This window comes from Streptomyces sp. NPDC096193 (assembly GCF_040302905.1).
Lineage (GTDB): Bacteria > Actinomycetota > Actinomycetes > Streptomycetales > Streptomycetaceae > Streptomyces.
Map to the genome: position 1 here is coordinate 88,594 of NZ_JBEOSJ010000005.1, position 26,991 is coordinate 115,584.

General features: G+C 71.9%; 25 protein-coding genes. 13 read left to right on the plus strand and 12 right to left on the minus strand.

The window, feature by feature from the left end; translation table 11 throughout:
• Position 1: 1 nt before the first annotated feature.
• The gene (locus tag ABTX78_RS10400) at positions 2-553 is read right to left on the minus strand and encodes a hypothetical protein (RefSeq protein ID WP_352206388.1); all 552 of its coding nucleotides are present in this window, start codon (positions 551-553) and stop codon (positions 2-4) included.
• Between the two features lie 233 nt (positions 554-786).
• Between ABTX78_RS10400 and ABTX78_RS10405 the strand changes: the two genes are divergently transcribed.
• A complete protein-coding gene (locus tag ABTX78_RS10405) occupies positions 787-1,752 on the plus strand; it encodes a LuxR C-terminal-related transcriptional regulator (protein WP_352206389.1) in 966 nt (321 codons plus the stop codon).
• Between the two features lie 25 nt (positions 1,753-1,777).
• On the opposite strand, the gene ABTX78_RS10410 is transcribed toward ABTX78_RS10405, so the two are convergent.
• Positions 1,778-2,173 (minus strand): hypothetical protein, encoded by a 396-nt coding sequence (locus ABTX78_RS10410; protein WP_352206390.1) that lies wholly within the window; start codon positions 2,171-2,173, stop codon positions 1,778-1,780.
• A gap of 556 nt (positions 2,174-2,729) precedes the next feature.
• Between ABTX78_RS10410 and ABTX78_RS10415 the strand changes: the two genes are divergently transcribed.
• Positions 2,730-3,557, plus strand: coding sequence for a mycofactocin-coupled SDR family oxidoreductase (locus ABTX78_RS10415; RefSeq protein WP_352206391.1), 828 nt, complete (start codon positions 2,730-2,732; stop codon positions 3,555-3,557).
• Between the two features lie 29 nt (positions 3,558-3,586).
• Here ABTX78_RS10415 and ABTX78_RS10420 read toward each other — a convergent pair whose 3' ends face one another.
• Positions 3,587-4,126, minus strand: coding sequence for a DM13 domain-containing protein (locus ABTX78_RS10420; protein WP_502993847.1), 540 nt, complete (start codon positions 4,124-4,126; stop codon positions 3,587-3,589).
• A 272-nt stretch (positions 4,127-4,398) separates the two neighbouring features.
• Between ABTX78_RS10420 and ABTX78_RS10425 the strand changes: the two genes are divergently transcribed.
• Positions 4,399-5,499, plus strand: a complete 1,101-nt coding sequence (locus ABTX78_RS10425; RefSeq protein ID WP_352206604.1) for a magnesium and cobalt transport protein CorA — start codon at positions 4,399-4,401, stop codon at positions 5,497-5,499.
• Between the two features lie 21 nt (positions 5,500-5,520).
• Here the strand turns inward: ABTX78_RS10425 and ABTX78_RS10430 are convergent, their stop codons facing one another.
• From ABTX78_RS10430 to ABTX78_RS10440, 3 genes are all read right to left on the minus strand, one after another.
• Positions 5,521-5,712, minus strand: coding sequence for a hypothetical protein (locus tag ABTX78_RS10430; protein ID WP_352206605.1), 192 nt, complete (start codon positions 5,710-5,712; stop codon positions 5,521-5,523).
• Between the two features lie 266 nt (positions 5,713-5,978).
• Entirely contained in the window at positions 5,979-6,518 is a 540-nt protein-coding gene (locus ABTX78_RS10435) for a PadR family transcriptional regulator (RefSeq protein WP_352206393.1), read from the minus strand.
• 122 nt (positions 6,519-6,640) lie between these two features.
• Positions 6,641-8,677 carry an oxidoreductase gene (locus tag ABTX78_RS10440; protein WP_352206394.1) on the minus strand — a complete coding sequence of 679 codons (2,037 nt, stop codon included), beginning with the start codon at positions 8,675-8,677 and terminating at the stop codon, positions 6,641-6,643.
• 189 nt (positions 8,678-8,866) lie between these two features.
• On the opposite strand from ABTX78_RS10440, the gene ABTX78_RS10445 reads away from it, so the two are divergent.
• The 5 genes from ABTX78_RS10445 (at position 8,867) to ABTX78_RS10465 (ending at position 16,279) form a co-directional block, all read left to right on the plus strand.
• Positions 8,867-10,057: a hypothetical protein gene (locus ABTX78_RS10445; protein WP_352206395.1), complete on the plus strand. Its 1,191-nt coding sequence runs from the start codon at positions 8,867-8,869 to the stop codon at positions 10,055-10,057.
• Between the two features lie 45 nt (positions 10,058-10,102).
• On the plus strand, positions 10,103-10,885 hold the full coding sequence (locus ABTX78_RS10450; protein WP_352206396.1) for a bestrophin-like domain: 783 nt from the start codon (positions 10,103-10,105) through the stop codon (positions 10,883-10,885).
• Positions 10,886-11,015: 130 nt separating this feature from the next.
• On the plus strand, positions 11,016-12,167 hold the full coding sequence (locus ABTX78_RS10455) for an LLM class flavin-dependent oxidoreductase (RefSeq protein WP_352206397.1): 1,152 nt from the start codon (positions 11,016-11,018) through the stop codon (positions 12,165-12,167).
• Positions 12,164-12,784: an FMN reductase gene (locus ABTX78_RS10460; RefSeq protein ID WP_352206398.1), complete on the plus strand. Its 621-nt coding sequence runs from the start codon at positions 12,164-12,166 to the stop codon at positions 12,782-12,784. Before ABTX78_RS10455 ends, ABTX78_RS10460 begins: the two co-directional genes overlap by 4 nt.
• Before the next feature lie 270 nt (positions 12,785-13,054).
• Positions 13,055-16,279, plus strand: a complete 3,225-nt coding sequence (locus tag ABTX78_RS10465; protein ID WP_352206399.1) for an ATP-binding protein — start codon at positions 13,055-13,057, stop codon at positions 16,277-16,279.
• A 118-nt stretch (positions 16,280-16,397) separates the two neighbouring features.
• Here the strand turns inward: ABTX78_RS10465 and ABTX78_RS10470 are convergent, their stop codons facing one another.
• The 5 genes from ABTX78_RS10470 to ABTX78_RS10490 all read right to left on the minus strand — a co-directional run bounded on the left by ABTX78_RS10470 (position 16,398) and on the right by ABTX78_RS10490 (position 20,656).
• Positions 16,398-17,477 carry a MerR family transcriptional regulator gene (locus ABTX78_RS10470; RefSeq protein WP_352206400.1) on the minus strand — a complete coding sequence of 360 codons (1,080 nt, stop codon included), beginning with the start codon at positions 17,475-17,477 and terminating at the stop codon, positions 16,398-16,400.
• A gap of 149 nt (positions 17,478-17,626) precedes the next feature.
• Positions 17,627-18,493, minus strand: coding sequence for an ABC transporter permease (locus ABTX78_RS10475; RefSeq protein WP_352206401.1), 867 nt, complete (start codon positions 18,491-18,493; stop codon positions 17,627-17,629).
• Positions 18,490-19,461, minus strand: a complete 972-nt coding sequence (locus tag ABTX78_RS10480; protein WP_352206402.1) for an ATP-binding cassette domain-containing protein — start codon at positions 19,459-19,461, stop codon at positions 18,490-18,492. The genes ABTX78_RS10475 and ABTX78_RS10480 overlap by 4 nt, the downstream gene beginning before the upstream one ends.
• A gap of 141 nt (positions 19,462-19,602) precedes the next feature.
• Positions 19,603-20,148 (minus strand): NADPH-dependent FMN reductase, encoded by a 546-nt coding sequence (locus ABTX78_RS10485; protein WP_502993842.1) that lies wholly within the window; start codon positions 20,146-20,148, stop codon positions 19,603-19,605.
• A 130-nt stretch (positions 20,149-20,278) separates the two neighbouring features.
• Positions 20,279-20,656, minus strand: a complete 378-nt coding sequence (locus tag ABTX78_RS10490) for a hypothetical protein (RefSeq protein ID WP_352206403.1) — start codon at positions 20,654-20,656, stop codon at positions 20,279-20,281.
• 136 nt (positions 20,657-20,792) lie between these two features.
• Here ABTX78_RS10490 and ABTX78_RS10495 point away from each other — a divergent pair, with 136 nt between their 5' ends.
• Both ABTX78_RS10495 and ABTX78_RS10500 read left to right on the plus strand, forming a co-directional pair.
• Positions 20,793-21,650 (plus strand): hypothetical protein, encoded by an 858-nt coding sequence (locus tag ABTX78_RS10495; RefSeq protein WP_352206404.1) that lies wholly within the window; start codon positions 20,793-20,795, stop codon positions 21,648-21,650.
• Between the two features lie 588 nt (positions 21,651-22,238).
• Complete coding sequence (locus tag ABTX78_RS10500) at positions 22,239-22,985, plus strand: ATP-grasp domain-containing protein (RefSeq protein WP_352206405.1); 747 nt, start codon at positions 22,239-22,241, stop codon at positions 22,983-22,985.
• On the opposite strand, the gene ABTX78_RS10505 is transcribed toward ABTX78_RS10500, so the two are convergent.
• Positions 22,954-23,763, minus strand: coding sequence for an MBL fold metallo-hydrolase (locus tag ABTX78_RS10505; protein ID WP_352206406.1), 810 nt, complete (start codon positions 23,761-23,763; stop codon positions 22,954-22,956). The genes ABTX78_RS10500 and ABTX78_RS10505 overlap by 32 nt on opposite strands.
• Positions 23,764-23,940: 177 nt before the next feature.
• Here ABTX78_RS10505 and ABTX78_RS10510 point away from each other — a divergent pair, with 177 nt between their 5' ends.
• The 3 genes from ABTX78_RS10510 (at position 23,941) to ABTX78_RS10520 (ending at position 26,962) form a co-directional block, all read left to right on the plus strand.
• Positions 23,941-24,723, plus strand: a complete 783-nt coding sequence (locus tag ABTX78_RS10510; protein WP_352206407.1) for a TetR/AcrR family transcriptional regulator C-terminal domain-containing protein — start codon at positions 23,941-23,943, stop codon at positions 24,721-24,723.
• A 207-nt stretch (positions 24,724-24,930) separates the two neighbouring features.
• Positions 24,931-25,950, plus strand: a complete 1,020-nt coding sequence (locus ABTX78_RS10515; RefSeq protein ID WP_352206408.1) for an endonuclease/exonuclease/phosphatase family protein — start codon at positions 24,931-24,933, stop codon at positions 25,948-25,950.
• 70 nt (positions 25,951-26,020) lie between these two features.
• Complete coding sequence (locus ABTX78_RS10520) at positions 26,021-26,962, plus strand: NADP-dependent oxidoreductase (RefSeq protein ID WP_352206409.1); 942 nt, start codon at positions 26,021-26,023, stop codon at positions 26,960-26,962.
• Positions 26,963-26,991: the final 29 nt, after the last annotated feature.

Genomic DNA, 26,991 nt, shown 5'->3' on the forward strand with positions numbered 1-26,991 from the left:
ATCAGTGTGCTGTGACCGGTGGCCCGGCCGACGGCAGTGCGTCCGGCGGGCAGTTCGCTCCGCAGAGAAGCTGTTCGACCACGCGGCGGGCCAGTTCTTCGTCCTGGCCTGGGCCGGCGGTGGTGTCCGACGCGAGTTCGACGTGCCGGGCTCCCTCGGGGAGGGCCGCGGCGATCACCCGGGACGCGGCACGGAACCTTTCCGCGAGCCTGTCCGTTCCCGAGCCGGACGGAATGACGACGACCGAGGCCGAGACCGGCCCGAGGTCGGAGGCGATCTGCGCCGGCAGCTCGCGCACCATGTCGAGGTCGTCGATGTCCGTCCGGTACGGCAGCGCCACAAGATCGATGTCCGCGAGTTCCTTGCACAGGAAAGCCGCCTTGGTGGCCGCGTCGTCGCCCCGCCCGGGGTGTCCCGCCCCGACGACGGCGACCGCGGCACCGGCCGCACACAGTCGTGCGGTGACGATCCGGCCGACGCCCGTGGTGGCGTCGACGACGAGCACGATGCAGCCGTCGAGCGGTGCGGGAGGGTGCGGCCCGGCGAACGGCATGAGGACTCCTGAGGAATGTGCGCGGGCAGAACCCGGCGGCAGTCGTAGATCCCTTTTGGTGGGTACGACGAGCAGGTAACGTGCCAAATGTGTGAACAGATGGAGCCCGCCCGTGAAGCAGAGTCGCTCGCGCGGGAACCAGGTGCACGTCCGCGTGCGTGCCCTTGTTTCGCAGTGAAGTTCCGTTCAACCGTGGTTCAAGGGGGAAATGCCACGTGGACGAGGTTTCGTCATTGGATCAGCAGACCCTTGGCGTCTATCGCGCGATCCTGTTCCACAAGGAACACGACCCCGTGCAGCTCGCCAAGCTTCTGGACAGCACACCGGAGGAGGTGGAGGCCGCACTCGGCCGGCTGTCCAAGCTCGCTCTGCTGGCACCGTCCCGGGACAGTCCGGGCCGGCTGCGAGCCGTCAACCCCGCACTCGGTCTCAAGGTCCTGCTCCAGCGGGAGCAGGACGAACTGGCCTGGCGCCAACAGCAGATCGAGCAGAACCGCGCGGCCCTCGCCGCCCTCGCCGCCGAATACACCGCGTCCGGAGGGACCGAGTCGCTCGGCGGCACGGAACACCTCGACAACGTCGACGACATCCGGATCCGCCTCGAAGCCCTGGCCGAGTCCTGTGTCGCGGAATCCCTCGCCTTCCACCCCGTCAACGCACTGACGGAGGAGTCGATCGAGGCCGGCCGGCCGCTCAACGAACGAGCGCTCGCCCGGGGCGTACGCTTCCGCTCCATCTATCTCGACAGCGTCGCCAACGACCGGGTGACCAAGGCCCACGCCCAGTGGATGGCCGAGCACCGCAGCGAGATACGCACCTCGCCGACCCTGCCGATGCGACTGCTCATCGTCGACACCACGGCCGCGGTGGTCGCCGGTCTCCCGGGCCAGGCACAGCCGTCCGCGCTGCTGTTCAGCAACCCGCCCGTGGTGCACGCCATGCGCGCCCTGTTCGAGGCGTACTGGGAGCATGCCAGCCCCCTCAACACCCCCGCGGACTCGCATCCGGGCGGACTGACCGCGCAGGAGCGCAAGTTGCTCCAGCTGCTGGCCACGGGTCTCACCGACGAGGCCGTGGCGCGTGCTCTGGGTATCGGTGTCCGGACCGAACGCCGCATCGTGGCCGAGCTGATGGACCGGCTGGGCGCGTCGAGCCGGTTCGAGGCCGGCGTGCAGGCGACCCGGCGGGAGTGGATCTGACGCAGCTGCTGCGCTGACAACGTAGTCACCTCTTCGGCGGGGTCGGCCAGACGAAGTCGTCCGGGATTCCGGGGAGGCCGGGGAGGTCGGGGAGTTCACCCAGGATCGGCCAGACGAAGTCGTCCGGGACGCCCGGCTCGCCCTGCGGCTGCGGCCACACGAAGTCGTCATCGCCGTCCTCGGAAGCCGTCCGGTCCGCGCCGGAGGCGTTCCGCGCGCCGTCCGTGCCGGGCTCGGTCTTCGGCTGCGGCCACACGAAGTCGTCATCGCCGCCCTCGCCGCTGGGCGTCCGGGAGGTCTGCACCGACGCGGCCGGCCCCTGCTGTCCGGCGGCCTGCGCCGGCGAGGAGAACAGCAGCGAGCCGAGAACCGTGGCGGCTATGACGGAAGCGGCGGCGGTACAGCGGGTTACACGTGACATTGATCGTCTCCATTCGTGCGGTGGATACGAATGCGGCAGTGTTTCCATTCGGAAGAAGTCGTCCGGCGGCCGTCCGGCCCGAGGCCTTTCGACTGCGTGACTAGAGGAAATCACCGAACTCGTACCGTTGTCTGCTTTCGGCCAGACCAGGAACCTGCCTGGCATGAAGGTGCCTGCCGCGAAGGTGGCCGGTTCATGCCGGACGGCGGCACCGACTCCCGCCGCGGCGCGGAGAAACAGCAGGTGGGAGCGGGGCACCCATCGGGCCGCGACGGAGGACGGGTGGGCGCGGTGGCCGAGCGCGCCGGTCCCGGACGGCGCACGAGCGGTGATCATCTGCCATTCCCCGGCGGAATGCCTGCCACCGGTAGAGAAGCGTCCGCTTCTGTCGCTGTCATTTCAGGAATTACCGAAACACGGGGTGTCCCCGGGGCCGGCCGATCGATGAGATGCACGCCGGCAGTGTGCGGCGGGCAGACTCGGATGCCGTCTGGTGGCGCGCCGGTTCCGACCATAGGTTCGGTCCGGACAGGCTCGCGTCGAGGAGGCACACGCAGTGGGGAAGTTCGACGGCAAGGTCGCGTTGATCACCGGTGGCGCGCGGGGGCAGGGGCGGGCGCATGCCGTGGCCCTGGCGCGCGAAGGCGCCGACATCGTGACGTGCGACATCGCCGGGGAGTTGGAGAGCGTCCCCTATCCGCTGGGCAGCGAGGCCGAACTGGCCCACACGGTCGGCCTGGTGGAGTCCACCGGCCGGCGCTGCGTCGCCCTGATGGGCGATGTCCGCAGTCTCCAGGAGATGGAGAACGTCGCGGCACGGGCGCTGGCGGAGTTCGGGCGTATCGACTTCCTGCTCGCCAACGCCGGGATCGCGTCCGCCTCCCCCCTCGCCTCGATGGAGGCCCTCCAGTGGCAGGAGATGATCGACGTCAATCTGACCGGCGTCTTCCACTCGTTCCGCGCGGTCGTGCCGCACATGATCGAGCAGGGCTACGGACGGATCGTCGCCACCTCCTCCGTCGTCGCCCGGATGGGCGCGAGGAACAGCGCACACTACGCGGCGGCCAAGTGGGGCGTGATCGGGCTGGTGAAGTCCCTGGCGCTGGAGGTGGCCGAGCACGGCATCACCGTGAACGCGGTGCTGCCCGCCGGGGTGAACACGACGATGATCCACAACCCGGCGACGTACCGGCTGCTGCGGCCCGACCTGGACGACCCGGCGCGGGAGGACGTCCTGCCGGCGCTGGAGGGCCAGGGGCCCGGGCTGATGGAACCCGAGGACGTCACCGCTGCGGTGCTCCATCTGCTGTCGGACACCGGCGGATTCCTCAACGGCGAGGCCATGACCCTCTCCGCGGGGCTCAGCGCCTCCAACGCCGGCTGAAGGGCCGGGTCACCGGCTGAAGGGCCGGGTCACACGGGGGCGAGCTCCGCGGCGCCGAACGAGACGTCGAAACGGTCGCACCAGATGCTCATGCTGGTGTAGTCGGCCGGGTCGACGTCGCGCGGCAGCGCGTAGTTCTGGTCGCCCTTGTTGCCCTTCAGTTTGCCGATGGCCGTGTGCTTCCCGTCGTCGAAGACACGCCACCCGGCCGTGCCCTCCTTCACCGGAGCGTCCGCCAGCAGGACGCGCAGATCGGGGCCGTTGCTGGTGTCGAGGTTCTCCAGCCGGAGGACGTGCGAGCCGTCGGCCAGCCGCACGATCTTCACCGTGCCGGTCGTCCGGTGCTCATGGCTGATCAGCTCGCCGGTGGCCAGGGTGCGGGGCTCGGCCGGCGCCGGGGAGCCGGCAGCGGCGTCCTGCTCCGGCACCCCGGCGGGGGCCGCCGCCGGCAGGTCCTCGCGTACGGTCTCGTTCACCCACAGCTTCCACGGCTGGAACCACACGGCACCGACGGCGCCCGCGGCCAGTCCCAGAAGCAGCAGTCCGACGACCACCGGCCGTCGCAGCATCGCCCGCATGTGATCCACTCCCCGTCGCGCGTCCGGCGTCGTCCCCGGTCGGGATCCGCTCGGCTCTCGACTGCATTCAACGGCAGCGGGAGTCGCGACGGTGGCAGGGGGCCGGTGACGAAAGTCTTACGTCCCGCGCGTCCCTCGAACACGCGGAGCCGGGAGCGCCGGGCAACCGCCCCGCCCCCGACGCTCCCACCTGCGCCGACGACAGGGGACAGGGTCGGGTGGCACACTGACCGGCGGTCGTTCGAAGGAGCTCCGCCGTGCCGATGATCCGCACCCTGCGCCGTGCCGTGCGGCGTGCGCACAAAACCCGCGTCGACCTCAGCCATCCGGCGAGGTCGCCGCTCGGCAGCTCGGTGGTCAACTGCGTGGTCTACGAGGACGGGGTGCGCCTGTCCGGCCACGCCTCCGCCGAGGACGCCCTGCGCCAGGTCCGCAAGCACGGCCGCCGCTTCGTCTGGATCGGCCTGCACGAGCCGACGGAGGCCGAGTTCGCCGGACTCGCCGAGCTCTTCGCGCTGCACCCGCTGGCCGTTGCGGACGCGGTGGACGCACACCAGCGCCCCAAGCTCCAGCGGTACGAAGGGGACGGCACCCGCGACAGCACGCTGTTCGCCGTCTTCAAGACCTGCCGCTACGTGGAGCACGACGAACTCACCTCCGCCAGCGAGGTCGTGGACACCGGCGAGCTCACGGTCTTCACCGGTACGGACTTCGTCATCACCGTCAGGCACGGCAGGCACGGCTCGCTCGGCCCGCTCCGCGAGGCTCTCGAAGCGGACACCGAGCAGTTGTCCAAGGGGCCTGCCGCCGTGCTGCACGCGATAGCCGACCGGGTCGTCGACGACTACCTCGTCGTCGCCGAGGCCGTGCAGACCGATGTCGACGACGTCGAGAGCACCGTCTTCGACGCCTCGGCGGGGCGCGCCGACCCCGGGCACATCTACCAGCTCAAGCGCGAACTGCTGGAGCTCAAGCGGGCCGTGGCGCCGCTGAACAAGCCGATGTGGGCCCTCGCGACCACCCCGCTGCCACCGGTCGGCCCGGAGATACAGCCGTACTTCCGTGACCTCGTCGACCATCTGGCGCGCATCAACGAGCAGATCAGCTCCTACGACGCCCTGCTCGACTCGATCCTCCAGGCTCACTTGGCGCAGGTGACCGTCACCCAGAACGAGGACATGCGGAAGATCACCGCGTGGGCGGCGATCGTGGCCGTGCCGACGATGGTGTGCGGTGCGTACGGAATGAACTTCGAGCACATGCCGGGGCTGGGCTCGCCCTTCGGCTATCCGGTGGTGATGGCCGTCATGGTGATCGCCTGTCTGGTGATCCACCGCAGTTTCCGCCGCAACGGCTGGCTGTGAGCCACCCGGGTCGGGCGCCGCTCACAGCAGCGTGACGAACATCCCGAGGGTTGCGACGGCGACCGCACAGCCGTACAGCGCGAGCGTCATGGCACGCGCCTCGTCGGAGGGATCGCCACGGTCGGCGCGTACCAGGCCGAGGGCCGAGGTGACCAGCAGGGCGAGTGCGCCGGCCGAGCAGGCGGCGACCATGGCGACCATCAGTGCATCCATCACCCGGCGACCGTCTCACGCCCCGTCAGCTCCCGCACGCCGGACTGCTCCGTCCTCGGCAGGCCACCCCCGTAGCCCTGCCGAGAACGGAGTCCCGTCCGGTCCGCCTGGTCGCGATTCTCAACGGACGGGCCCCGCCGGCGCGAGCTTTTCGATGAGAGTCGAAAGGTCGCACGCGCGTGCGAGGGCCCGACGAGCCGGGACGCGCTTCGACGGCCCTCGACGAGCAGGGGCGGTTCGCGCGTCCGGACCGGGACGCGCAGGCCTCAGGGCACGGCCGGGAGCGACGCCAGGGTCTCGGTGAGCCACTTCGTCCAGAACGACTCCAGCTCGATGCCCCCGCGCAGCACCATGTGCCGCAGCGCGTCCTGCTCGGTGACGGTCCGCTCCGGCGCGAAGTCGCGCTTCTCGATCTCGCGATACTGCTCCAACTGCCGCCGGTGCAGGGCGAGATGCCGCTCCAACTCCTCCCGCAGCCCGTCCCCGCCCACCACACCCGCGGCCCGCAGCCGCAGCAGCAGCGGGTCGCGGACCGGCCTCGGGTCCTCCGGCCGCGCCACCCAGGAGGCCAGCTCCGCGCGGCCCGCGGGCAGCACCTCGTACTCCTTCTTCTGACCGCGCGTCGGCTGCGCGGACGGCAGCGCCCGGATCTGGCCCGCCTGCTCCAGCTTGCCCAGCTCGCGGTAGATCTGCTGATGGGTGGCCGACCAGAAGTAGCCGATCGACTTGTCGAAGCGGCGGGTCAGCTCCAGGCCCGACGAGGACTTTTCGAGCAGGGCCGTGAGGATGGCGTGCGGGAGCGACATGGCCCGATCCTAGGGAGTGTCCACAAAGCACCGTCGGCCGCCCGAGGACCGCGGCGGAACGGGCGTAACGCCGAGCATGAGCACACGGCCCGCGGTGCTGCGCGTGAGCCGGCGCCGGCCCGTCACAACGCGGCCGCGAGGCGGGTGCCCTGGTCGATCGCGCGCTTCGCGTCCAGCTCGGCCGCCACATCGGCGCCGCCGATGAGATGGACCGAGCGGCCGGCGGCGGCGAGTTCGTCGAACAGTCCGCGCTGCGGCTCCTGGCCCGCGCACAGCACCACCGTGTCGACCGGCAGGACGGTGGCCGTGCCGTCGACCGTGAGGTGCAGTCCCTCGTCGTCGATGCGCTCGTACGTCGCGCCGGGGGTCATCGTCACCCCGCGGTGCTTGAGCTCCGTGCGGTGGATCCAGCCCGTCGTCTTGCCGAGCCCCGCGCCGACCTTGCCGGTCTTGCGCTGGAGCAGATGCACGGCCCGGGCCGGTGCGGTGCGCTTCGCCTCGGTGAGACCGCCGCGGCCTTGATACTCGGTGTCGACACCCCACTGACGGAAGTACGTCCCGGCGTCCAGGCTCGCGCCCTCGCCGTCGTCGGTGAGGAACTCCGCCACGTCGAAGCCGATGCCTCCGGCGCCGATGACCGCGACGCGCTCGCCGACGGCTGCGCCGTCGCGGAGGACGTCGAGGTAGCTGACGACGCTCGGGTGGTCGACGCCCGGGATCTCGGGGGTCCTCGGCGTCACTCCGGTGGCGACGACGATCTCGTCGTACTCGTCCGCCGCGAAGGTGCCGGCGGTGACGCGGGCCCCGAGGCGGACCTCCACGCCGTGCGTCTCCAACTGGTTGCGGAAGTAGCGCAGCGTCTCGTCGAACTCCTCCTTGCCCGGGATCCGCTTGGCGATGTTCAGCTGTCCGCCGATCTCGTCGGCGGAGTCGAAGAGGGTGACGGCGTGTCCGCGTTCGGCGGCCGACACCGCGCACGCGAGACCCGCGGGCCCGGCGCCCACGACGGCGACGCGCTTGCGCAGCCGGGTGGGGAAGAGCACCAGTTCGGTCTCGTGGCAGGCACGCGGATTGACCAGGCAGGAGGTGAGCTTCCCGCTGAACGTGTGGTCCAGGCAGGCCTGGTTGCAGCCGATGCAGGTGTTGATCGACTCCGCGCGGCCGGCCTGCGCCTTGGCCACGAACTCGGGGTCGGCGAGGAAGGGCCGTGCCAGCGACACCATGTCCGCGCGGCCCTCGGCGAGCAGTTGCTCGGCGATCTCGGGGGTGTTGATGCGGTTGCTGGTGATGAGCGGCACGGAGACGGATCCCATCAGCCGGCTCGTGACCCAGCTGTAGGCGCCGCGCGGCACGGAGGTCGCGATGGTCGGGATACGGGCCTCGTGCCAGCCGATACCGGTGTTGATGATGGTCACTCCGGCCGCCTCGATCCGCCGGGCGAGCGTGACGACCTCCTCCAGCGTGGAGCCGCCGGGGACCAGGTCGAGCATGGAGAGCCGGTAGATCAGGATGAAGTCGGGGCCGACCCGCTCGCGGGTACGCCGGACGATCTCCAGCGGCAGCCGGATGCGGTTCTCGTACGAGCCGCCCCAGCGGTCGGTGCGGTGGTTGGTGGCGCTCGCGATGAACTCGTTGACGAAGTAGCCCTCGGAGCCCATGATCTCGACGCCGTCGTAGCCGGCCGACTGCGCGAGAGCGGCGGTGCGCACGAAGTCCTCGATCGTCTCCTCGATCTCCTCGTCGGTGAGCGCGTGCGGCACGAACGGGCTGATGGGCGCCTGGAGCGCGCTGGGGGCCACGAGGTCCGCGTGGTACGCGTACCGGCCGAAGTGCAGGATCTGGAGCGCGATCCGGCCGCCCTCGGCGTGCACCGCTTCGGTGACGGTGCGGTGCTGGGCCGCCTCCGCCTCCGTGGTGAGCTTGGCGCCGCCCTCGTACGGCCGGCCGCGGTCGTTGGGCGCGATGCCGCCGGTGACGATGAGCCCCACGCCGCCGCGGGCGCGGGCCGCGTAGAAGGCGGCCATCCGCTCGAAGCCGTTCTCCGCCTCTTCGAGGCCCACATGCATCGAGCCCATCAGCACACGGTTGGGAAGCGTGGTGAACCCGAGGTCGAGCGGGCTCAGGAGATGGGGGTACGGGCCGGTGCTCGGCTGGCTCATCGGGGCCTCCACGGGACGGGTCGTGGCTCTCAGTTCTAGCCGCCGGTCCCCGGTTTTGCAACAAGGTGCAAAACCTTGTGGGCACGGTCACGGCCACCGTCACGGAGAGTCCGGTACGACAACCGGATGATTCACCTATCCGTGTGAAAGTGGTCCCCTCTGCCCGGCCTTCACCCATAACGTGCCGATGTGGCGGGATGGGAGCAGTTGAGTGCACTGGGGATCGTTGCGATTCTCGGCTCGCAGGGGATCGGGGCCGTAGCGGCAGGAGTGACGGACGAGCCGGTTCCGGCCCCGTCCGTCTCCAGGACGGAGGCCGAGCCGGCCACGGGGGATTCCGCCCCGGCCGGGCCAAGGCCCGGTCCGGCCCCGCCGGATCAGGAGCCGAGACCGGAAGCGAGCTCGGAGTCCCGGGCGGGCGCGGAGCCTGACAGAGGGCCGGAGCCCGACGCGGTCCGCGACAGCGAGACCGAGAGCGCTGGGCCGGACCGGGAGGACGCCGGGCCGCGCCGGGATGACGAGGAGCGGGCGGCGCTGCGGGACGACGCCGCCCCGGCACCTCCTGGTCACGACCCGGCCCCGGACGCGAGCGGAGGTGCGGGTGCCGGCGCACCTGCCGACGCGGGCGCGGGTGCACGTACGGGCTCGGGCTCGCGCGAGGGCGATGCCGAGCGCGACCGGGAGCACCCGGCCCCGGCGGCGACGCCCATCGGCCCGGTCCTTCCGGACCCCGGCTCCGTCGTCCCCTCCTTCGGCGCCCTCTTCGCCGGCACCGTGAGCGTGGCGCACCTGCCCCCGCACGGCTCATGGAGCGTCCATCTGCCCGGACTCGTGTGCGCCTCGGTGCAGGTGTCCGTCGGGGGCGGGCCCGGAGTGGGCGCCCACGTGGTGGACGTGTCGGTCGACGTGGACGTGTCCGTGGACCTCTTCACGCACTGCCCCCCACCGCCGCCACCGCCACCCGAGCCGTGTCCGACCGAACCGCCGCCCTCCCAGCCACCGCCGACCGAGCCCCCGAGCCCGCCGCCGCCCAGCAGCCCGCCGCCGGTGCCGGCGCCGGAACCGCCCGCGCCGACCACCCCGGCACCGCCGCAGCCACGCCCGACGCCGCCACCCCCGGCGCCCGAACCCTCACCCGTACCGCCGACTCCGCAGCCGCCCGCGCCGGTCGTTCCCGAGACCGAGCCGGCAGTCGTGCCGCCGCCTCCCGCGGCCGGTCCGCCCGCCGCTCCGCCGCAGGCCGTGACCGTACGCAACCACAGGCCGTTGCCCGGTAGGCCGCAGCGCGAGGGGATGCCCCTCGTCGTCCTGGTGCTCGTCACCACGACACCGGCAGTGCTCGCCGCGGCCCTGCTGCGACCGGGGCGCGGCCGCGCCTGAGCGACACCACACGTACCGCACCATCACATCTTTCGGAGTGAGCCCATGTCGGAATGGCTGGTCCTGGCCATCGCGATGGCCGCCGCCTGCGCCGTCGTCCTCATCGCCACCCTTCTTCTCCAGCGCCGGCGGCACGACGCCGAGGAAACGGGCGAGGAGCCCGCCGAGACCCCGGATGTCCTCGAGTACATGACGATGATGGTCGGCGTCGTGTACGCCATCGTGCTGGGCCTCGCCATCGCCGGCGTGTGGGAGGCACGCAGCGCCGCGCAGGACGACGTACGCCGTGAGGCGCAGGCTCTGTACGAGGTCACCCAGCGCGCCGAGGTCTACCCGCCCGACGTTCAGCGGCAGCTCCACTCGGACATCGACCGGTACGTCGCGCACGTCGTCCACCAGGAGTGGCCGCGGATGATCGACGGCCAGGAGTTGACCGGGCGGGGCGGCGAGCTGCTCGACGTGGTGCGTTCGGACGTCGCCAAGCGCGTGCCCGTGGGTGAGCTGGAGGCCCAGGCGTACCAGCCGATGCTCGACCAGGTGGCGGTCGCCGACGACGCGCGCAACGCCCGGGAGCAGAACGCCGGCGCGACCCTGCCGGGCGTGGTGTGGTTCGGCCTCATCACCGGCGCCCTGGTGACCGTCGGGCTGATCTTCACCATGCAGATCGGGCGCTCCTACCGCGAGCTGCTGCTCGCCGGTCTGTTCAGCGCGCTGATCGCGTTCCTCCTCTTCCTGGTGTGGGACTTCGACGCACCGTTCGGTCGCTCGGGCTCGGAGTCCGCCGACGCCTTCCGCCAGTTGTTCCCCAAAGCCGCGGGCCTGGGCTGAGGGCGCCTGCCGACGGCCCGGAACAGGGCGGACAGGGCCCACCGACAATCCGGAATAGGGAGACCGGGGCCTCCGTTACAGGGTTTGGTTTAACATTCAACAACCAACCGACCCCGAGAGGTGGGCTCACATGCAGTTCGGCATCTTCACCGTCGGCGATGTCACGACCGACCCGACCAACGGCCGTACGCCGAGCGAGCACGAGCGGATCAAGGCGACCGTCGCCATCGCCCTCAAGGCGGAGGAGATCGGCCTCGACGTCTTCGCCACCGGCGAGCACCACAACCCGCCCTTCGTCCCGTCCTCCCCGACGACCCTCCTCGGGCACATCGCGGCCCGCACCGAGAACCTGATCCTGTCCACCTCGACCACGCTGATCACCACCAACGACCCGGTGAAGATCGCCGAGGACTACGCGTACCTCCAGCACCTCGCGGACGGCCGGGTCGACCTGATGATGGGCCGCGGCAACACCGGGCCGGTCTACCCCTGGTTCGGCAAGGACATCCGCCAGGGCATACCGCTCGCCGTGGAGAACTACGCGCTCCTCCACAGGCTGTGGAGGGAGGACGTGGTCGACTGGGAAGGGAAGTTCCGCACACCGCTCCAGTCATTCACGGCCACCCCGCGCCCGCTGGACGGCGTACCGCCGTTCGTCTGGCACGGCTCCATCCGCTCGCCCGAGGTCGCGGAGCAGGCCGCGTACTACGGCGACGGGTTCTTCCACAACAACATCTTCTGGCCGATGTCCCACACGAAGAAGATGGTCGGGTTGTACCGGCGGCGCTACGCCCACTACGGCCACGGCACGCCCGAGCAGGCCATCGTGGGGCTCGGCGGCCAGGTGTACATGCGGAAGAACTCGCAGGACGCGGTCAGGGAGTTCCGGCCCTACTTCGACAACGCGCCGGTCTACGGACACGGGCCCTCGCTGGAGGACTTCACCGAGCAGACCCCGCTGACCGTGGGATCGCCGCAGCAGGTCATCGAGCGCACGCTCGGCTTCCGCGACGCGGTCGGTGACTACCAGCGGCAGCTGTTCCTGATGGACCACGCGGGTCTGCCCCTGAAGACGGTCCTCGAACAGCTCGACATCCTCGGCGAGGAGGTCGTCCCGGTGCTGCGCAAGGAGTTCGCCTCGCTGCGGCCGGCCGGCGTGCCGGAGAGCGCCCCGCTGCACCCGGCGGTCGCCACCGTCCGGAGCAAGGACGCGAAGCCCGGGACCACGACGAACGAGAACACGAACGAAGCCACGGACGAGGACGCGAAGGAGGCGGCATGAGCGAGCAGACGCTGAAACTGGTGGCCGTCTCCGCCGGACTGAGCGTGCCCTCGTCGACCCGGCTGCTCACCGACCGCCTCACCGAGGCCGTACGCGGCTCGCTCGGTGAGCAGAACGGTGGCCGGGAGCCGGAGGTGCGCGTGGTCGAGCTGCGCGAACTGGCCGTTCCGATCGCCAACCACCTGGTGACGGGATTCCCTTCGGCCGCGCTCGGCGAGGCACTCGACGCGGTGACCGAGGCGGACGGCCTGATCGTCGTGTCCCCCGTCTTCGCCGCCTCCTACAGCGGGCTCTTCAAGTCGTTCTTCGACCTCGTCGAGGTCGGGGCGCTGGCCGGCAAGCCGGTGCTCATCGGGGCGACCGGCGGCACGTCGCGCCACTCGCTGGTGCTGGAGCACGCGATGCGCCCGCTCTTCGCCCATCTGCGGGCGCTGGTCGTGCCGACCGCCGTGTACGCGGCGTCGGAGGACTGGGGCGGCACGGGCGACGCGCTGACGGACACGCTGCCCGATCGGATCGAGCGGGCCGGGCGGGACCTGGCGGAGTTCATGGCCACGGCGTCGGGAAGGACGGCCGGGAAGAAGACGGAGCCGGTGCCGGCCCTGCCGTTCGCCTGAGATCTGGCGGGCTGCGCGGTGCCGGGCCGCCGGCGGGTCGGTGGGGCGCGGCACGAGGGCCCACCGGGCCGGGCACGGGGCCTGCCGGCGGGCGGGCCGGGTGCGGGCGGCCGGGCACGAGCGTCCGCCGGTCCGGTGGTTCGGCACAGGTCCGGCACGGCATGAGGGCGCACCGGGCCGGGAGACAGCGGGCCTGCCGCCGGGCCCGGTGGGAGAGCCCGCGCGCTTTCTCGCGTGCGGGTTGTCAGTGGCGCCTCCTATGGTTTCGGCATGACCCCTGCTCTCATCGGGCGCGACCACCCCGCAGGCGTCCTCCGGACGGAGATCGGCCGGGCGACGGACAGCCACGGGGGCCTGGTGCTGGTCACCGGCGAGGCCGGCATCGGCAAGACGTCGCTGGTCACCGATGCCGCCGACGAGGCGCGCCGGCGGGGTGCCCTGGTGCTGGGCGGCTCCTGCTGGGACTCGGACAGCGCCCCCGGGTACTGGCCGTGGGTCCAGGTCGTGCGCGGACTGCGGCGGGGGGTCGACGAGGCGGAGTGGGCCGAGGCCGGGAAGGCGGCGGGCGGGCGGCTCGCCGTCCTGCTCGGCGAGGAGCCCGGCGAGGGCGACGGCGGGGAGAGCTTCCAGCTGTACGACGCGGTGACGACCGCCCTGGTCACGGTCTCGCAGAAACGGCCGCTGGTGGTCGTGCTCGACGATCTGCACTGGGCCGACCCGGCATCGCTGAAACTGCTCGAATTCGCCGCCCAGCACGCGTGGTTCGAGCGGCTGCTGCTGGTGGGCACGTACCGCGACGTCGAGGTGGAGACGCCCGACCACCCGCTGCGGCAGCTCATCGCCCCGCTGGCGGCCCGCGCCGCCGCGACCGTGACCCTCACCGGACTCCAGCGCGAGGAGGTGGGCGCGCTCATCGCGCTGACCGCCGGTGTGGAGCCGGAGCCGGACCTCGTCGAGGAGGTCCACCGCCGCACCGGCGGGAACCCCTTCTTCGTCGAGCAGACCGCCAGGATCTGGCACAGCGGCAGCCCGGTCACCACCGTCGCGCCGGGGGTGCGCGAGGCGGTGCGGCGACGCCTCGCGCTGTTGCCGGAGCCGGTGAGCTGGCTGCTCGACACCGCGGCCGTGCTGGGCCGGGAGTTCCATCGCCAGGTGCTCGCGGCGGCCTCGTCCTCGCCCGTCCCGCACGTGGACCGGCTGCTGGACCGGGCGGTCACGGCCCGTCTGGTCACCGTGCGCAGCGGCGGACGGTTCGCCTTCGCCCACGACCTCGTCCGCGAGACGCTGTACGAGGCGCTCGACGAGCAGCGGATTCGTGAGCGGCACGCCGACGTCGTACGGGCGCTGGACCGCACCCCCGGCCTCAGCGAGAAGGTCTTCCCCGCCGATCTGGCGCGGCACGCCCATCTGGCCGGCGACGAGCTGGAGCGGGACCGGCGGGTCGACCTGCTGCTCGCGGCGGCGCGCGACGCCTCCGGCAGGCTCTCGGGCGAGGAGGCCGTCGGGCACTACCGGCGGGCGCTGGAGGCCGCCGGCGACGACCGGCGCCGGGCCGCTCTGGTCGCCCTCGACCTCGGCGGTGAGCTGCGGCACTACGGCGACGAGGCCGAGGGCCGTCGCTTCCTCGACCTCGCCGTCGATCTGGCGCGCGCGGTGGACGACCCCGAGGTGCTCGCCCGCATCGCCATCACCCTCCACCAGCACGGGGGCATGCTGGGCGGCGAGGAGGCGTCGGGCGTCGAGCTGCTGCGCGAGGCGTACCGCGCGCTGGCCGGCGGAAACGGCGAGGAACTGGCCGGCCTGACGCCGGAGCGGATCGCTCAGGACCTGGCGGTGCGGACCACGGCGCTGGCGCGGCGCGGCGAGGACGACGAGGCGCTCGCGTTCTCCCTGTGGGCGCGGCACGACTCGATCTGGGGGCTCGGCACCTCCGAGGAACGCCTCCAGCTCACCGCGGAGATGGGCGAGGTCGCCCGCCGCACGGGCAACCGCGACATGGAGATGCACGCGGCGGCCATGCGCTGGGTGACGCTCCTGGAGCTCGGCGACCCGCGCTATCTCGACCAGGTGCGCACCTTCACCGCCCTGGCCGAGCGGGCGGGGGTGCGCCGGTTCGAGCTGGGCATGGCCATCGACCGGTCCCTCATCGCGGCGCTGCGCGGCCGGTTCGCGGAGGCGTCCGATCTGCTCTCCGCCGCGATCGGGCTCCAGCACGAGCATCCGCCGTTCGCCTTCATGGCCGCCCATATGCACTGGGCATTGTTCCTCCTCCAGGGCCGGTTCGACGAGGCGGAAACCGTGGTCGGGACGCTCACCGACCAAGGCCATCCACATCCGCCGCTGCTGGCGGGGCTCACCGCGGTCGAGCAGGGCCGCACGGCCGTGGCGCTGCGGTTCGTGGACGAGATCGCGGCCCGGCCGGACCCGGTGCCCCGGATCTTCGCGCCGCTGTGGATGCGGCTGCGCGCCCACGCGGCCGCGGCGTCCGGCGACCCGGCCCGGATCGACGAGGCCAGGGCCGCGCTCGCGCCGTATACGGGCCAGTGGGTCGTCTCGCTGTACGGCTGCGACATCAGCGGGCCCGTCGACCTCTGGCTGGGGATGCTCGACGCGGCGCGCGGACGCCGGGAGGATGCGGTGGCGGCGCTGACCGCCGCGTACACCTCGGCGGACCGGCTGCGGGCGAGACCCTGGTCGGTGCGGGCGCGGGCGGCGCTGCTGGATCTGCTGGGCTCCGGCGGCGACATGGCGGAACTGGCCGCGTCGACCCGGCGCGAGGCGGAGGAGCTGGGGCTGGCGCATTTGCTGGACGGGGTCCCGCCGCGCGCGGCCGCGTCCACCAGGGGCGCAGACGACCTGAGCGCGTACGCCCGGTCGGCCGACGCCTACGCCGGAGTGGGCTCCGTCTCCCCCGAACTCGCCGCCGAGGCGGCGCAGCCCCACTTGGCCCGGCAGCGTTTCCGCCGCGACGGAACCGTGTGGGCGCTCGAGTTCGCGGGCCGCGGTGTCCATGTCCCCGATGCCAAGGGGCTGCGCGATCTGCACACCCTGATGACGCATGCGGGCGACGACCTGTCCGCCGTGGTCCTGCTCGACCCCGAGGGCGGTGACGCGGTGGTCGCCGCCCGCAGCTTCGGCGGGGACCCGGTCCTCGACGAGGAGGCCAAGGCCCGTTACCGGCGACGGCTGGAGCGCCTGGACGAGGAGATCGACCGGGCGGCGGAGCTGGGCGACGACCGCAGGTCTGAGGAGTTCGGCCGCGAACGGGCGGCGCTGCTGGACGAGTTGCGCACGGCGGCCGGCCTGGGCGGCCGGACCCGGCGACTGGGGGACGAGGCGGAACGCGCCCGCAAGACGGTCACGGCCCGCATCCGCGACACCCTCCGCAAACTGGACGCCCTCCACCCCGAACTGGCCGCGCACCTGAGGGAGTCGGTCACGACGGGTTCGTACTGCTCCTACCGCCCGGGCCGCCCCGTGGACTGGCTGCTCTGAGGCCCGGGGGGCGCGGCGGGCAGCGCGGACGAGGCAGTGCCCGCTCGCCTCACCTCACCCTCCAGGCGGCGGGCTCGCATCCGATGCAGCGTGAGGTGCAGCGCGGGATCCGCCGGCGTCACAGCGGCACCACATCGGCGACCACACAGGCGATGTTGTCCGGGCCTCCCGCGCGACGGGCGCGGGCGATGAGTTCACCGACCGCCTCGTCCGGGGCATCGACCGTGGCGAGTGTGTGCCGTACGTCTTCGTCGGCCACCACCGTGAACAGGCCGTCCGAGCACAGCAGATACCGGTCGTGGGGCCGCGCCTCGTGCAGCCTCAGATCCGCCCGGCCGGACTCCGCACGTCCGTCGAGCGCCCTCAGCAGCATCGCCCGCTGAGGATGTGTCACCGCCTCCTCGGGAGTGAGGCTGCCGTCGTCGATCATCGACTGCACCACGGTGTGATCGTGCGTGATCCGGAAAAACTCCCCGTCCCGCAGCAGACAGGCCCGGGTGTCGCCGATGTGCACGAGCGCGAGCCGGGAGCCCGTCCACACCATCGCGGTGAGGGTCGTGCCGGAGCCGTCGAAGCCGCTCACGGCGGAGTTGGCCCGGTCGAGGGCGTCCTCCAGGGCATTGAGCAGATCGCCGATACGCGCCGAGCCGGCCGAGCCGGCGTCGTCCAGGTCCTTGAGCGCGTCGATCGCCGCCGCTCCGGCGGGTGCGCCCTGACCGCCGAACCCGTCGGCGACGGCGAGCAGATGGGGGCCCGCGTAGGCGGAGTCCTGGTCGGTCTCGCGGACGAGTCCGCGGTCCGTGCGCGCGGCGTAGCGGATTCCCAGGGGTGCGGTGAGCTGAGACATGGTGCCGGTGTCCTTTCCTGACAGCTGGTCGGCGAGGAAGGCCGCCAGATCGCGGCGGGCGGCGGTCTCCGCCTCCACCCCGGCCCAGTAGGCCCGGATGTCGCGGGCCGCCGCGGCCGGATCGGACGCGTACAGGTCGCAGACGTCCCGGACACGCGCCAGCGGCATCCCGACCCGCCGCAGCCATGCCACCAGCCGGGCCCGCTCCACTTGCGCCTCGTCGTAGTACCGGTAGCCGGTGCATGTGTCGACGTGGGCAGGCGGCAGCAAGTCCAGTTCGTCGTAGCGGCGCAGCGCCTTCGCGGACAGCCTGGATGCGCGGGCGAACGCGCCGATCGTCAGCAGGCCCATGTGTACCTCCTCGCGCCGGGCACCTCGCCCGGCCCCGCCGATGCTGGTGCTTCCCCCCGGGTGAAGGTCAACAACGGCCCTCGGCAGCCGCGCACAGCACTGCGGGCGCCCCCGGTGACCCGGGGACGCCCGCCGCGAAGTACCGCCCGCTACTTGCGGTTGTAGAGACGCATCGTCACAGAACCGAAGACCACCACGAACAGCGCGGCCCAGCCCAGCGACCAGGCGATGTCCGCCGCCGGCCAGTTGCCCGCCATCAACTCCCGTACCGCCGTGGCCACATGGGTCACCGGGCTGTTGTTGACGAACGCCTGGAGCCAGCCCGGCATCGTCTTCGGGTCGACGAAGACATTGCTCAGGAACGTCAGCGGGAAGATCACCATCATGCTGACGCCCATCACCGACTTCTCGGTCCGCAGCAGCAGACCGAACATCGTCCAGATCCAGGAGAAGGAGAACGAGAAGACCATCAGCAGGGCCACGCCCATGAGGACGCCCATCACCCCGCCGTCGGCGCGGTAGCCGATGATCATGCCGACGGTCAGCATCACCACGGAGGCGAGGAAGTAGCGGACGACGTCACCGAGCAGGTAGCCCACCATCGGCGCCGGCCGCCAGATCGGCAACGTACGGAACCGGTCGAAGACACCCTTGGTGATGTCGGTGTTGACCGCGACGCCCGTGTACATCGTGATCATCACGACGCTCATCGTCAGGATGCCCGGCAGCAGGAACTGGATGTACTGCGAGGCCGAGCCGGCCAGCGCACCTCCGAAGAGGTACGTGTACATCAGCACCATCATGATCGGGAACGCCGTCACATCGAACAGTTGCTCCGGCACATGCTTGATCTTCAGCATCGCCCGCCAGCCGAACGTCAGCGACGCGGAGATCGCGCTCGGCCTCGGTGGGCGCTCCTTGCCCACCAGCAGCGCGGCCAGATCCTCGGCCTTCGGTGCTTCGAGTGCCAGGTCCTCGCCGTCCTTGACGGACTTCGTCGTCGTCGCGGTGCTCATACCGCCGCCCCCTTCTTGTCGGTCAGGGCGAGGAAGACCTCGTCCAGGCTGGGCTGTCCCAGCGCGAAGTTGTCCACAGTGATCCCGGTGCGCGCCAGCTCGGCCAGCGCCCGCGCGGCCTGCTCGGCGGCACCCTGCTGGGTGCCGTGCCCGTTCACCCGGGCGGTCAGCGCGAGTGGATCGGCGTCCAGCAGGACCTCCGCCCCCAGCGCCGCCGCCAGCACCCGCTCGGCCTCCGGCCGCTGCTCGGCGTCCCGCAGCCGCAGATGCACCGCGCCGGAGCCGACCGATGCCTTGAGCTCGCCCTTCGTGCCCTCCGCGATCACCTTGCCGTGGTCGATCACGGCGATACGGGACGCCAGACGGTCCGCCTCGTCCAGATACTGCGTGGTCAGCAGCACCGTCGTGCCCTGGGCGACCACCGCGCGCACGATGTCCCACACCTGGTTGCGGCTGCGCGGGTCGAGACCGGTGGTCGGCTCGTCCAGGAACAGCAGGTCCGGGGTGTTCAGGATGGAGGCGGCGATGTCGATACGGCGCCGCATACCGCCCGAGTAGTTCTTCACCTGCTTGTCGGACGCCTCGGACAGGCCGAAGGCGTCGAGCAACTGACCGGCCCGCTCCTTCGCGGCCGGCTTGGCGTGACCGAGCAGCCGTGCCAGCAGCACAAGATTCTCGGTACCCGTGAGGTCCTCGTCGACCGAGGCGTACTGCCCGGTGAGACTGACCCTGCTGCGCACGGCGTCCGCGTCCTTCTGCACGTCCTTGCCGAAGACACGGGCCTCGCCGCCGTCCGGCCGCAGCAGGGTGGCCAGCATTCTCACCGTCGTCGTCTTGCCGGCGCCGTTCGGCCCGAGTACCCCGTAGACGGTGCCGGCCGGTACGGACAGATCGACCCCGTCCACCGCCCGGTTCTCACCGAAGACCTTCACCAGGCCCGCGGTCTCGATTGCCAGTTCTGTGCTCATCGTCGTTCCTTCGCATGGTCGGCGGGGGGTCAGGTGAGGTCGTCGGAGGTCCAGGGTGGTGACCGGTGCGGCCACCGGAAGTCATCGGTGCCGGTGCGAGCATTCGCCACTCGCCACTCGCCACTCGCCACTCGCCACTCGCTAGGAGACATACGGCCGGGCGGCCCGGGCCTCGCGCAGCGCGAGCCCCCACCACCCGAGCTGGTCCAGCATCAGTGCGGCGGCACGGTCCCGGTCCTCGCCCGTGTCGTCGAGCAGGTTGATGCTCACACCGTTGCGCAGGGTCACGGTGTGCAGCTCGGTGAAGACCGAGCGCAGCTGCTCCACGGCGTACAGACCGCGGGACCCGTGGCCGTAGCTGACGAACGCGACCGGCTTGGTCCGCCACTCGTCGTACGCGTAGTCGATGGCCTGCTTGAGGGAGGCGGGGAAGGACCGGTTGTACTCGGGGGTGACGACCACGAAGGCGTCGGCGCGGCCGATCTCCGAGACGAAGTCCCGCATCCGCGCGGTCGCACGGTCCGGGTAGCGGGCCGGGAAGTCGAAGTCGATCAGGTCGACGACGCAGAGGTCCACATCGGCCCGCTCGGCGGCACGCTCCGTGAACCAGCGTCCGACCTTCTCGCCGACGCGGCCCTCACGGGTGCTGCCGATGATGACCGCGACGCGCAGCGGTGTCTCATGCACGATGCGCCTCCCTCCTGCGGTTGCTCCTCACCCAGCAGGCGCGAGACGGCGGCGCGCGGCCGCGAGATGAGATCTGGCGGCCGCGCGAGGAGGAAGACGCCGCAGGTCGGAGACGTAGTCCTCGACCTATTCAGTCCTCCCGCATGTGGAACACGTAGTAGGAGACGACGAACATCACGGCGGCGAATATGAGCCCCATCCCCGCCGACCGCAGGATGCTGGTCCCCGTCAAGCTGTGCAGGAAGCCGATGGACATGCCGCACACCACCGCGTACGCGCCCGCGCGGACCTCACGCGGCAGGGCGTTCTGGATGCGGCCGAGACCGTAGGCGACCGCCGTGAAGATCAACCCGGCGACCACCCCGTAGAGAACGTCCCACCAGCTGACGGCCTCGCCGGTGCGACGGAGGAACCCCGCGTAGAAACCGAAGAGCGTGCCCAGCCCCAGCGGCATGGCCCAGCTGAGCGATCCGTGGTGCCGTGCGGGCATCGTTGCGTGAGCAGCCATGACGGAGAACTCCTTCCCTCGTCCTCACTTCAGAGCACACCCGCGCAGCGCCGCGGGCAAGTCGGAGCGGCCGGCCATCAGCCCGGTCGGCGGCCCACGGCTCGCGCGCCCGGCGGGGCCCGCGTTCCCTGGAGGAGTGCGGAGCGTTCTGACGGCGGTGCTCATCGTGCTCGTGGCTCTTCTGACGCCGCTGAGCGCGCTGGCCGTGTGGGCGGACCGCGAGATCGGCGACACCGACAGATACGTCACGGCGATGGAGCCGCTCGCCGCCGACCGCGCCGTGCAGAACGCGGTGGCGGACCGCATCACCGCGGAGGTCATGAAGAAGATCGACGCGGGGCCGCTCCAGCAGGGTGTGGAGAACCTGGTGCACGAGGCGGTGATCTCCTTCGCCGGGACCGACGCGTACCGGATCGCCTGGAACACGGTGAACCGCGCGGCCCACACCGCGGTCGAACAGGCGCTGACGAGCGACGACGTGAACACCGCGAGCATCGACCTGGCGCCGGTGATCGAGCAGGTGAAGCAGCAGCTGAGCGACGAGGGGGTGCCGTTCGCCGACCAGGTCCCGGTGGGGAACACGAGGATCACGATCCTGGAGGCGGACAAGCTCGGAGCCGCGCGCGAGATCTTCGCGGACCTCCAGTTCTGGGGCGTACGGCTCCCGGTGGTCACCCTGCTCCTCGCGGCGGCGGCGATCGTCCTCGCCCGGCGCCGCCTGAACGCCCTCGCGCTCCTGGGCGCGGCCCTGGTGATCGGCGGCGCGCTCCTGCGCCTGGCCCTGACGATCGGCCGGGGTCTGGCGCTCGACGACCTCCCCCCGGACGTGGACCGCCCGGCGGCGGAGGCGGTGTTCGAAGCGCTGACGGCGACGCTGCGGGTGACGTCGTGGTGGCTCCTGGGGGCGGGCGCGGTACTGGCCCTGGCCTTCGGCGCGTGGTCCTGGCGAGCACGGTCGGCTGTTCCTGCGGGACCTGCGCCCCACGCCCCCTAGCTGTGCGGCACGCGGGGGTCTCGTGGGGCCGCGCCCCTCGCCGCGCCGGCCACGCACCGCCCGGGCCTGCGCACCGGCCCGGTGCGGGTTCGGAGAGGGAGTTCATGTGGGGCCGGCGCGCCTCACAACCCCACGGCGGCAGCTTCGCGCCGCTGGACCAGGCTCCCCCGCGGAGCTTCGCGCCGCACCCCATCCACCGCCCCGAACCAGCGAGCCTTCGCCTGCGCCCGCACCGCAACGGAGCCACGTCCTCGACCGCGCGGGAGGGGACGTGCAGGGTCGGCCCCGCAGGGGATCGGCGGCAACACCCGGGTGCTCAATGCAACAGACCTGTACGCCGCCGACCCCGAGGAGTCGAGCCCGGAGGGCCCCCGGACCCGACGCCGAACAAGGGCCCCGAGGCTCAAGCACCGAGTCCGGCCCCCGGGACCCGACGCCGCACAAGAACCCGAGGCTCAAGCACCCGTCCCGTCCCCGGCCCCCCGCCCCCGCCCTTTGCACCCGACGCCCGACAAGAACCGCAGGCCCAAGCACCCCCGCCACAAAAACCCGCACCCCGCACCCCCACACCCCCGCTACCGTCCCCCCATGTCCCTCCTCCTCGCCCCCCACCCCCTCACCAGCACCACCACCCTCCTCACCCACGCCGCCCGCCACCGCGGCATCGAGGTCGTCGCCTCCACCCAGGGGCACCAAGAACGCGACCTCCACTGGTACGGCGGCCCCCTCATGGCCGACCGGATCCTTCGCCCCCGCGGCCTCCACGTCGGGCTTCTCGAGCCGCCCGACGACTGGCTCACCACCCTCGACCCCGAACTCACGCACCGCCGCATCGAGTTGACCACCCTCGACCACGCCCGCCGACTCGACGGACCCCTCTTCGTCAAGCCGCCGTCCGACAAGTCCGTGCCCGCCGCCGTGTACGCCGGCGGGCGCGACCTGCCCCTCAGCGGCGAGCGCATCGGGCCGCTGACACCCGTACTCGTCAGCGACGTCGTCGAGTTCGCCGCCGAGTACCGGCTCTTCGTCCTCGACGGCCACGTCCTCACCGGCAGCCGTTATGCCGTCTTCGGCCGCCTCGATCCCGCCCCGCTCACTCCGGACGCCGAACGCTTCGGCCAGGACGTGCTGGACGCCTGCGCCCTCACCCTCCCCAGCCCCGTCGTCGTCGACATCGGGCAGCTGGTCGGCGGCCGGTGGGCCGTCGTCGAAGCCAACATGGCCTGGTTCGCGCAGAGCTACGCCGCCGACCCCGACCGCGTACTCGACGTCGTCCTGCGGGCGTCCGGCCCGCGCCGGCTCGTCAGCGCAAGGGACGCACCCTTTCTGAGGTGAGCTGGGAGAACTCGTACGCGTCGTGCGAGGAGAAGATCCGGATCACCCGCGGGTCCACCCTCCGCAACGCCCGCAGCCGGTCCAGCTGGGTCATCCGCTGGTCGTGGTTGTCGGCCATCAGGCGCTGATGGAGCGCCAGGGAGCGTGGGCAGCGCGGCCGGCGGAGGTCCATCTCGCCGTGGAAGAAGTACGCGTCGCCCGCGTGCAGCAGCCACCTCTCCGGCTGCTGCACCGCCACCGCGCAGTGCCCGCGGCTGTGCCCGGGCATCGGGATCATCAGGACGTCGGGCGTGCGCACCACCGGGCTCGCGGCGAATCCGTGCCAGGTGGAGTCGGCGGTGTCGTGGATGATCCAGCGCGGCCCGTGGCCCCACTGCGCGGTGACGTAACGGGCCGTATCCAGACGGGAGTCGCGCCGCATCGCCGCCCGGTACTCGTCGGCCATCACATGCACCCGCGCCTCGGGGAAGTCCGCGAGACCGCCCGCGTGGTCGAGGTCGAGATGCGTGAGCACGATGTCCTGGACGTCGCGCGGGTCGTACCCGAGCTCACGGATCTGGTGGAACGCGGTGAAGGCCGGTTCGAGACGGGGGCGGGCGGTCCGCCGGAAGACGGCGCCGAGCCGGCGCGGATTGGCGATGTCGCCGGTGCCGAAGCCGGTGTCGACGAGGAGCAGTCCGCTGCCGGTGACCACGAGCAGGCAGTGGGCGACCAGCGGGGAGCCGCCGAGGGGGTGCATCGGGGCGCAGTCGAGGTGATGGACGGTGGGCCAGGACATGCGTGCCTCCGGCGACACGGGGAGAACAGAGCGAGGCGAAACAAAGACGGCGCACTGCTTCCGCGACCCCAGGGCCGCAGGAATACCGGCACCGCCACTTACACCGTAAGTCGGCACCGAGAGAAGCACCTACGCTGTAAACCGTCAAGGATGTGGGCGAAACCGGGGAGTGGCCGGATGTGTGGCGAAGCGTCAGGTCAACAGCTGTGTGAGGGCGAGGCGTCGGCCTCGCCTGCCACCGCGCCCCCGGCCTCGCCCCACCCGGCGCCCGCCACCTCGCACGACACCGGGCAGTCCCCCGCTCGTGGTGCCGCTCGCGAGCCGCTGTCCCGTGAGCGGATCATCGAGTCCGCTCTGCGGATCATCGACGACGAGGGCGTCGAGGCGCTGTCGATGCGCCGTATCGCCGCCGCGCTCGGCGTCCAGGCGATGTCGCTGTACAACCACGTCGGCGGCAAGGCCGACGTACTCGATGGCGTCACCGAGTACATCACCACCGACATGCAGATCACCCGGCACTCGCGCGACAGCTGGGAGGACGGCATCCGCTCGGTCGCCCACGCCTTCCGGCGCGCCTCCCTGCGGCACCCGCGCGCCGGTGAACTGGTCCTCACCCGCCAGCTGAACTCACCGGGCGTGCTGCCCACCATCGACTGTTCGCTCGAGGTGCTGCTGGAGCACGGCTTCGAGGAGGCGAACGCCGTGCACGCGCTGCGGCTGCTTGTCGCCTTCCAGGTCGGCTCGCTGATGCGGGAGTTCCACTCACCGGCGTTCCAGGGCGAGGACGAATCGGGGGTGAGGGAGCGCGAGGAACTGCTCGCCGGCTCGGGATTCGCCGCGGTGGCGAGGCTCGCACAGAAGCTCGCGGTGATCGACCACGACGCCGAGTTCACCTTCGGCCTGGAGCGCCTCATCGACGCTCTGCGCCCGTACGCCCCGGGAAGGCCCGCCGACGCCTAGGCGGAACGCACGCCCTCGACAAGAAGGCGGCACCAATCAGTCGACCGCCCGCCCGCCCCCGAAACCACCTCCGCGACAGCCGCAACAAACTCACCCGGACCGGCGTCCTCACAGTGGAGCGACCCGTACGCCGGCAGAGTCGGCACACGGCGGAGCGCACCGGTACACGTCGGCACACATCCGCGCACCCCGCGCCCGGAGGACGTCTTGAACAGCGCCACATCCACGGCCGCCCCTGCCGCCGCGCCGGGTCCCCCGTCGTATCCCGTGCGGCGCCGTCGTGCCGCCGGCCGGCTCGTGGGGCTCCTGCTGCTCCTGCCCACCGCCGCCGCGGCCTGCCGGCTCGCGGACACCGACGCCGTCACCCCCGTGCCCCAACTGCTCGCCTTCCTGCCGTGGCTGCTGATCCCCGCCGGGGTCGCCCTGTTGCTCGCGGCCCTCGCGCGGCTGCGGGCAGGCATGGTCTGGGCGGTCGCCGTGCTCGTGGTCACCGGCTGGTTCGTCAGGCCGTACGACACCGGGCTCACCGAGCATCCGAAGGGGCCGGTCGTCGCCCGGCTCACCGTGCTCTCCTCGAACGTCGAGTACGGCAACGCCACCCCGGACCTGCTGGCCGCGATCCGTCGCGAGCAGCCCGACCTGGTCTTCGTCCAGGAGTGCGCCGTCCGCTGCTCGGACGCGCTCGCCGCGAAGGTCTCCACCGCCGACTACCCGTACCGCAACGTTGTCGAGGGCGCGTCGGCCTCCGGGTCCGCGATCCTGAGCAGGCTTCCGCTGAAGGCCGCCCCGGGCATCGAGAGCACGCTCGCCATGCCCGGGTCGGTGGCCGTCGCCGGTGAGCGGCAAATCCATGTGCAGCTCGCGCATCCGCTACCGCCCGTGCCCGGCGGGGTGGACGACTGGCGCAGGGAACTCGGCCGGCTGCGGACGTACGCCGACGCGGTGAAGGGCTCGTCGGCGATCGTGGCCGGGGACTTCAACGCGACGCAGGACCACGCCGCGTTCCGCCGCATCCTCGACGCGGGCGCTCTGCGTGACGGCGCCACCCTCGGCGGCGCCTCGCGGGCTCCGTCGTGGCCCGCGGCCGTACCCGCCCCGCTCGGCGCGCAGATCGACCATGTGCTGGTCAGCGAGGACTTCTCGGTCCGTACGGCCCGCTTCCTGGACCTGGACGACACCGACCACCGTTCGCTGCTCGTCCGGCTGGAACTGCACGACGTGCGCTGACCGTCCCGCCGGGTGAGAGTGGGGGCGTCGTGGTGATCCGCGGGGGGCCGTCCGTCGGGAGGTGTTCCGGATGCGCGCTGTCGCGGTCAAGGCGTTCAAGGCCGAGCCCGAACTGATCCAGGTCCCGAAGCCGGAACCCGCCGAGGGCGAGGTGCTGGTGAAGATCGAGTACGCGGCGCTCAATCCCGTCGACCGGCAGATCGCCGACGGAGCGCTCGACGGCCGGGCCGAACACGTCTTCCCGCTGATCCTGGGCCGGGACTTCGCGGGCCGCATCGATGTCGTCGGGCCGGGCGACAGCCGTTTCGTGGTGGGTGACGCGGTCTTCGGCCAGACGGCCCGGCCGCCCTTCGGGACCGGCTCGTTCGCCGAGTACGTCACGGTGCCGCAGGACGGGCCGATCGCGTTCGTCCCGGACGGGCTGTCGTTCCGTACGGCGGCGCTGCTGCCGACGGCGGGCATGACCGCCGCCGAGACGCTGGCCGCCGCCGGCCTGACGGCCGGCCAATGGGTGCTGGTCGTGGGCGCGGCGGGCGGGGTAGGCAGCATCCTCACCCAGCTGGCCGCCGCGCGTGACGTACGCGTCCTCGCGGCCGTGCGCGGCGGGGAGCGGCTGATGGCCGAACTGGGGGCGGACACCACGCTCGACACCACGGCCCGGGACCTCGCCGCGGCCGTCCGCGACATCCTTCCCGACGGCGTCGACGCGCTGATCGACCTCGTCTCGGACACCCCGGCCGCCTTCGCGGCGAACGCGGCCCTCGTGCGCGCGGGCGGCACGGCCGTCACGACGCGCGGCGTCGCCGCCGGCGCGCGCCTCCCGGCCGGCGTCGAGGGCGTCGACTTCCTCCAGCGCCCGTCGACGAATCTGCTCGACACCCTGGCCGCGGCCGCCGCCGACGGCGAGCTCCAGATCCCGTCGGCCGTCGAACTCCCCCTGGAACGGGCCCCGGACGCCCTGGTGCGGTCCGGAACGGGCGGGGCACGGGGCAGGACGGTCTTCGCCCTCTGAGACGTCGGGGCCCGGTCCTGCGGAGCCGA

Excerpts from the sequence above, each read along its gene's own strand:
- ABTX78_RS10400 (WP_352206388.1), bottom strand. The coding sequence starts at position 553 with ATGCCGTTCGCCGGGCCGCACCCTCCCGCACCGCTCGACGGCTGCATC.
- ABTX78_RS10410 (WP_352206390.1), bottom strand. The coding sequence starts at position 2,173 with ATGTCACGTGTAACCCGCTGTACCGCCGCCGCTTCCGTCATAGCCGCC.
- ABTX78_RS10420 (WP_502993847.1), bottom strand. The coding sequence starts at position 4,126 with ATGCTGCGACGGCCGGTGGTCGTCGGACTGCTGCTTCTGGGACTGGCC.
- ABTX78_RS10425 (WP_352206604.1), top strand. The coding sequence starts at position 4,399 with ATGATCCGCACCCTGCGCCGTGCCGTGCGGCGTGCGCACAAAACCCGC.
- ABTX78_RS10430 (WP_352206605.1), bottom strand. The coding sequence starts at position 5,712 with ATGGATGCACTGATGGTCGCCATGGTCGCCGCCTGCTCGGCCGGCGCA.
- ABTX78_RS10435 (WP_352206393.1), bottom strand. The coding sequence starts at position 6,518 with ATGTCGCTCCCGCACGCCATCCTCACGGCCCTGCTCGAAAAGTCCTCG.
- ABTX78_RS10440 (WP_352206394.1), bottom strand. The coding sequence starts at position 8,677 with ATGAGCCAGCCGAGCACCGGCCCGTACCCCCATCTCCTGAGCCCGCTC.
- ABTX78_RS10450 (WP_352206396.1), top strand. The coding sequence starts at position 10,103 with ATGTCGGAATGGCTGGTCCTGGCCATCGCGATGGCCGCCGCCTGCGCC.
- ABTX78_RS10455 (WP_352206397.1), top strand. The coding sequence starts at position 11,016 with ATGCAGTTCGGCATCTTCACCGTCGGCGATGTCACGACCGACCCGACC.
- ABTX78_RS10460 (WP_352206398.1), top strand. The coding sequence starts at position 12,164 with ATGAGCGAGCAGACGCTGAAACTGGTGGCCGTCTCCGCCGGACTGAGC.
- ABTX78_RS10465 (WP_352206399.1), top strand. The coding sequence starts at position 13,055 with ATGACCCCTGCTCTCATCGGGCGCGACCACCCCGCAGGCGTCCTCCGG.
- ABTX78_RS10470 (WP_352206400.1), bottom strand. The coding sequence starts at position 17,477 with ATGGGCCTGCTGACGATCGGCGCGTTCGCCCGCGCATCCAGGCTGTCC.
- ABTX78_RS10475 (WP_352206401.1), bottom strand. The coding sequence starts at position 18,493 with ATGAGCACCGCGACGACGACGAAGTCCGTCAAGGACGGCGAGGACCTG.
- ABTX78_RS10480 (WP_352206402.1), bottom strand. The coding sequence starts at position 19,461 with ATGAGCACAGAACTGGCAATCGAGACCGCGGGCCTGGTGAAGGTCTTC.
- ABTX78_RS10490 (WP_352206403.1), bottom strand. The coding sequence starts at position 20,656 with ATGGCTGCTCACGCAACGATGCCCGCACGGCACCACGGATCGCTCAGC.
- ABTX78_RS10500 (WP_352206405.1), top strand. The coding sequence starts at position 22,239 with ATGTCCCTCCTCCTCGCCCCCCACCCCCTCACCAGCACCACCACCCTC.
- ABTX78_RS10505 (WP_352206406.1), bottom strand. The coding sequence starts at position 23,763 with ATGTCCTGGCCCACCGTCCATCACCTCGACTGCGCCCCGATGCACCCC.
- ABTX78_RS10510 (WP_352206407.1), top strand. The coding sequence starts at position 23,941 with ATGTGTGGCGAAGCGTCAGGTCAACAGCTGTGTGAGGGCGAGGCGTCG.
- ABTX78_RS10520 (WP_352206409.1), top strand. The coding sequence starts at position 26,021 with ATGCGCGCTGTCGCGGTCAAGGCGTTCAAGGCCGAGCCCGAACTGATC.